Origin of the sequence: Peterkaempfera griseoplana (assembly GCF_001418575.1) — a bacterium.
GTDB lineage: Bacteria > Actinomycetota > Actinomycetes > Streptomycetales > Streptomycetaceae > Peterkaempfera > Peterkaempfera griseoplana.
This window is the reverse complement of record NZ_LIQR01000071.1, coordinates 1-5708: the sequence shown is the minus strand read 5'-3', so window position 1 is coordinate 5708 and position 5708 is coordinate 1. Positions and strand designations below refer to the sequence as shown.

Below are 5708 nucleotides of genomic sequence, written 5' to 3'. Positions count from 1 at the left end.
GTCCCGCCCCGCCCCGAGGGTCTGGCGCCCCCGCTCTCCAGCGGGCAGGAGCGGCTGTGGTTCATGGAGCAGTTCGCCCCCGGCGGCGCCGGCTATGTCCTCGCTCCCACCCGCCGGCTGCGCGGTCCGCTCGACCACGGCGCCCTGGACGCCGCGCTCACCGATCTGGTCGCCCGGCACGAGAGCCTGCGCATGTCGTTCACCGGCACCGAGGAGGGCACCGCCCGGGTGGTCGTCGCCGATCCCGGCCCGGTCACCGCCCGCCTGATGGAGGCGGCGGACGACGATCCGGCCGCCTCCGCCGCCGCGCTGGTCCGCGACGCCGTCGCCGAGCCCTTCGACCTGGCCTGCGGGCCGCTGCTGCGCCCGCTGCTGGTCCGTCTCGGGCCCGAGGACCATGTGCTGGCGCTGGTGCTGCACCACATCGTCTGCGACGGCTGGTCCGTCGACCTGCTGCAGCGTGAACTGGACGCCCTCTACACCCAGCACGCCCACGGCGTCCCGGCCCGGCTGCCGGCCCTGGAGGTGCAGTTCGGCGACTACGCGTACTGGCAGCGCGGCCGGCTGGAGGACGGCTCGCTCGCCGGGGACCGCGCCTACTGGCAGCGCGAGCTGGCCGGCGTCCCCCCGCTGGACCTGCCGGGCGACCGGCCCCGCCCGCCGGTCCTCACCTTCGGCGGCGCCGCGCACTCCTTCCGGTGGGACCGCGCTCTCACCGACCGGGTCAACGCCCTCGCCCGGACCTGCGGCGCCTCCCCCTACATGGTGCTGCTGGCCGCGTACCAGGTGCTGCTGGCCCGGCACAGCGGTGCGCGGGACTTCGCGATCGGCTCCCCGGTGGCCGGCCGGCTGCACCGCGAACTGGAGGGGGTGGTCGGCGCCTTCGTCAACATGCTGCCGATCCGCACCCGGCTGGCCGACGACCCCACCTTCGGACAGCTGGTCCGCCGGGTCCGTGAGACCACCCTGGACGCCCATGCGCACCAGGAGGTCCCCTTCGAGCAGATGGTCGCCGACCTCGCCGTCGTACGGGACGTCAGCCGCTCCGCGGTGTTCCAGACCACCTTCGCCTTCCAGAACTACGGCGACCGCACCGCGCGCCCCGCGCCGACCGGCTGGCAGGCCGAGGGCTTCACCTTCGAAGGCACCAGCACCCACTTCGACCTGGCGCTCTATATGAGCGAGCAGGAGGACGGCCTCAGCGGCCTGTTCACCTACCGCAGCGACCTCTTCGACACCGCCACCGTCGAACGGTTCGCCGAGCGCCTCACCGTCCTGGTCACCGCGGCCGCCGCCGATCCGGACCTGCCCGTCTCCGCGCTGCCGCTGCTCGGTGACGCCGAGCGCACGGCCGTCCTCACCGACTGGGCGAACGGCCCCGCACTGCCGCCGCCCGGTCCCCCGACCCTCACCCGGCTCTTCACCGACACCGCCGCCGCCCACCCGCAGGCGCCCGCCCTGGTCTTCGAGGACCGGACGCTCAGCTACCGCGAGCTGGACCGGCGCTCCAACCGGCTGGCCCGCAGGCTCAGAGCGCTCGGCGTCGGTCCCGACGACCGGGTGGCGGTGTGCCTGGAGCAGTCCCCCGACCTCGCGGTCGGACTGCTCGCCGCGCTCAAGGCCGGCGCCGGCTATCTGCCGATGGACCCGGAGCAGCCCCCGGCACGGCTCTGCGGCCTGCTGGCCGACGCCGGGGTCGCCGCACTGGTCACCGACAGTGCCCTCGCCGGCCGGCTGCCGGACTACGACGGCCCCCGGATCCTGCTGGACGGCCCGCCCACCGGACAGCACACCGGGCGGGACGACGAGGACGACGCACCGCTCCCGGAGTCCTCGGGCCCCGACCACCTGGCCTATGTGATCTACACCTCCGGCTCCACCGGCCGCCCCAAGGGCGTCGCGGTACAGCACCGGCAGATCCTCAACTACCTGGCCGGGGTGCGGGACCGGCTGCGGATCGTGCCCGGGGCGAGCTACGGCCTGCTCCAGTCGCTCTCCTTCGACTTCAGCATCACCATGCTCTATCTGGCCTTCGCCACCGGCGGCCGGGTCCATCTGCTGCCGCGCCGCACCGCCGGGGTCGAACTGGCCGAACGGATGGAGCGGCTGGGCATCGACTACCTGAAGATGACGCCGTCCCATCTGGCCGCGCTCACCGCCGACGTCCCCGTCGAGCGGCTGCTGCCACGCCGGGCGCTGGTGCTCGGGGGTGAGGCGTCCTCGTACGCCTGGGCTCGTGAGCTCGCCGCCGCGGGCCGCTGCGCGGTCTTCAACCACTACGGGCCGACCGAGGCCACCGTGGGCATCACCGTCCATGAGGTCCCGGCCGGTCCGCCCCCGGAGGAGGCCGCCGGCACCACCCCGATCGGCCGTCCGCTGCCCGGCGCGCGCTGCCTGGTCCTGGACGGCGGTATGCAGCCGGTCCCGCCGGGGGCCCCCGGAGAGCTGTACCTGGGCGGCGACCGGCTGGCGCGCGGCTATCTGGGGCGGCCCGACCTCACCGACGAGCGCTTCGTCGAGGACCCCCACGGTCCGCCGGGCGGCCGTCTCTACCGCACGGGCGACCTCGCCCGCTGGCGCTCCGACGGCACCCTGGAGTTCCTCGGCCGCAGCGACCACCAGATCAAGGTCCGCGGCTACCGGGTCGAACCCGGAGAGATCGAGGCCGCGCTCACCGACCTGCTGCCCGGCGTCACCCAGGCGGTGGTGCTGGCCCGCGGCGAAGGGGTCAGGCAGACCCTGGTCGCCTATCTGGAGCGGCCCGGTGGAACCGAGCTGCCGCCCCCCGCGGAACTGCGGGCACGGCTGCTGGAGGTGCTGCCGGACTACATGGTCCCGGCCCGCTGGGTGGCCCTGGAGCAGTTCCCGCTCCAGGCCCACGGCAAGGTGGACCGCAGGGCGCTCCCGGAGCCGGAGGACGCCCCGGTCACCGGTCATGAGCCCCCGGCCACTTTGGAGGAGCAGCTGATCGCCGGGATGTGGGCCGAACTGCTGGACCTGCCGCAGGTCGGCGCGACGGACGACTTCTTCGACCTGGGCGGCCACTCACTGCTGGCCACCCAGGTGGTCGCCCGGCTGCGCCGCGCCTTCCCGGAGCGCGCCGCCCCGATCGGCCTGATGGACCTCTTCCAGCACTCCACCGTGCGCGCACTGGCCGCCCTGGCCGGATCGTCCGGCAGCGGCAGCGGTCCGCGCAGGCTGCTGCACCGGCTCACCCCGGCGCGGCAGCCAGGTGCGGGCCCGGTCACCGCCAGCCTGGTCTGCGCCCCGTACGGCGGAGGCAGCGCGCTGATCTACAAGCCGCTGGCCGACGAACTGCCGGACGACTGGGCCCTGCACTCGATCGCCGTGCCCGGCCATGAACTCGGCGAGGAGGCCGAGCCGTTCGACGAGGTCGCCGCCCGGTGCGCCCAGGAGGTGCTGGACGGGGTGGAGGGCCCGGTGGTGCTCTACGGCCACTGCGGCCTCGGGGTGATGCTCACCGTGGAGATCGCCCGCCGGCTGGAGGCGGCCGGCCGCGAGGTGGCCGCCGTCCACCTGGGCGGGATCTTCCCCTTCGCCCGCCCGAAGGGCCGGGGGGCCGCGCTCGCGGCCCGGCTGGCCCGGGTGGCGGAGCGGCTGCGCAGCGACCAGGGCATGATCAACGCCCTGACGGCGGCCGGGCTGGACGTCGAGGAGGTCGACCCGGAGCAGCTGCGGCTGATCGTCCGCAACCGCCGCTCCGGCACCCTGGAGGCGGAGCGCTACTTCGGGGACCTCTACGAGACCGAGGGCGCCGTACTGCGGGCTCCGGTGATCGCGGTGGTGGGCGACCGGGACCTGGCTACCGAGTTCCACCAGGAGCGCTTCCGTGAGTGGCACCGCGTCACGGACACCACCGCGGCGGTGGTGCTGGACGAGGCCGGGCACTTCTTCCTGAAGTACCGCGCCGCCGAGCTGGCCGAGATCGTCACCCAGGTGCACCGTTCCGTCGCCGAGGGCGCCGAGGACCGTCACCGGCGCCGCCCGGACGCCACCTGGTGGCTGGAGGACGTCTCCAGGGACCCGGGCGCGCTCCCCGGCCGGACCGGGCAGGTGCGGCCCGGCATGGGCCGGTTCCTCACCGTGGCCTTCGGCCAGCAGATCTCCATGATCGGCTCGGCGCTCACCGAGTTCGCACTGCCGATCTGGATCTATCTGCACACCGGCTCGCTCGCCCAGTTCGGCCTGCTCGCCACCCTGGCGCTGGTGCCGGGCATCCTCGCGGCCCCGCTCGCCGGGGCCGTGGTGGACCGCGGCGACCGGCGGCGGATCATGCTCTGCGGCGATCTCGCGGCCGGCGCCACCCAGGCGGTGATGCTGGGTCTGGCCCTCGCGGGCGCCCTCCGGGTCTGGCATGTCTATCTGCTGATCGTGGTGCTCTCCGCCTCCCTCACCTTCCAGCGCTTCGCCTGGGGCTCGGCGGTGCCCCAGCTGGTGCCCAAGCGCTATCTGGGCCGGGCCAACGGCGTGGTGCAGATGACCGCGGGACTCGCCCAGTTCCTGGTGCCGCTGTTCGCGGTGGGCCTGCTGGCGGCGGTGGACCTGCGGGGCATCCTGCTGCTGGACGTGGGCAGCTATCTGGCGGCGATCGGCACGGTCGCCCTGGTCCGGTTCCCTGCGACGATGGCCTGGCGGCGCCGGGAGTCGGTGGCGGCGGAGATCCGGGAGGGGTTCCGGCGCTCGCTGGGCAGCCGCCACTTCCGTTCCATGCTGGTCTTCTTCGCGGTGCTGAACGTCTTCCTCTCACCGCTGTTCCTGCTGACCACTCCGCTGGTGCTGTCGATCGGCAGGCTGTCGGCCACCGGCTGGGTGGCGACCGGGGCCGGTGTCGGGGCGACTCTCGGCGGCCTGGTCCTGCTGGTCTGGGGCGGGCCGCGCCGGCACCGGCTGCGCGGGGTGCTGCTGGCGACGCTGGCGCTGGCCGCGGCGGCGGTGGTCACCGGGCTGCGGCCGTCGCTGCCGCTGGTGGCGCTGGGCGCCTTCGGGATGGCGCTGGGGCTGGCCCTGGTCAACGGCATCTATGCGACGATCATCCAGACCAAGGTCCCGCAGCGCTTCCACGGCCGGGTGATCGCGGTCAACACCATGGTCGCCTGGTCGACGTTGCCGCTGGGCTTCGCGGTGATCGTCCCCTTCGGGCCCCGGCTGCTCCAGCCGCTGATGGAGCCGGGCGGTGCGCTGGGCTCGACGGTGGGCCGGGTGATCGGCACCGGCGACGGCCGCGGCATCGGACTGCTCTATCTGCTCTTCGGGTCCGCCATCGCGCTGCTGGCGCTGGTCTGCCTCTGGGTGCCGGTCCTGGCGGGGTTCGACCGGGAGGTGCCCGACGCGCCGTCCGACGACCTGGTCGGTCTGGAGGCCCTGCGGGCCCGCACACCCGGGGACGCCGGCCGCTGACGCGAGGGGCCCGGGCAGATCACCGCCCGGGCCCCGCCGCATCGCCGCCGTGTCAGCCCAGCTGCTCCACGGCCTTCTTGAGGGCGTGGAGAAAGAGCGTCGCGTCCCGGCCGTTGATGAGCCGGTGGTCGTAGGCGAGTCCGATGTTGGCGGGTGAGCCGTCCTGGGGTGAGCCGTCCTGGGGTGAGGTGACCGCGAGGGCGCAGACGGTGCCGGGGAGGATGAAGGGGACGGCGAGCACCACGTCGGCGTCAGTGTGGAGAGTAATAACGAAGTTGGCGCCGGTCAGG

2 protein-coding genes are annotated in these 5708 nt (G+C 74.2%); one reads left to right on the top strand and one right to left on the bottom strand.

Annotated features, from left to right (window positions below):
* Positions 1-21: 21 nt before the first annotated feature.
* Positions 22-5418 carry a non-ribosomal peptide synthetase/MFS transporter gene (locus tag AOK09_RS43075; protein ID WP_063795849.1) on the top strand — a complete coding sequence of 1799 codons (5397 nt, stop codon included), beginning with the start codon at positions 22-24 and terminating at the stop codon, positions 5416-5418.
* A 52-nt stretch (positions 5419-5470) separates the two neighbouring features.
* Here AOK09_RS43075 and AOK09_RS05745 read toward each other — a convergent pair whose 3' ends face one another.
* Entirely contained in the window at positions 5471-5707 is a 237-nt protein-coding gene (locus tag AOK09_RS05745) for a 2-oxo acid dehydrogenase subunit E2 (RefSeq protein WP_079062788.1), read from the bottom strand.
* Position 5708 lies beyond the last annotated feature (1 nt).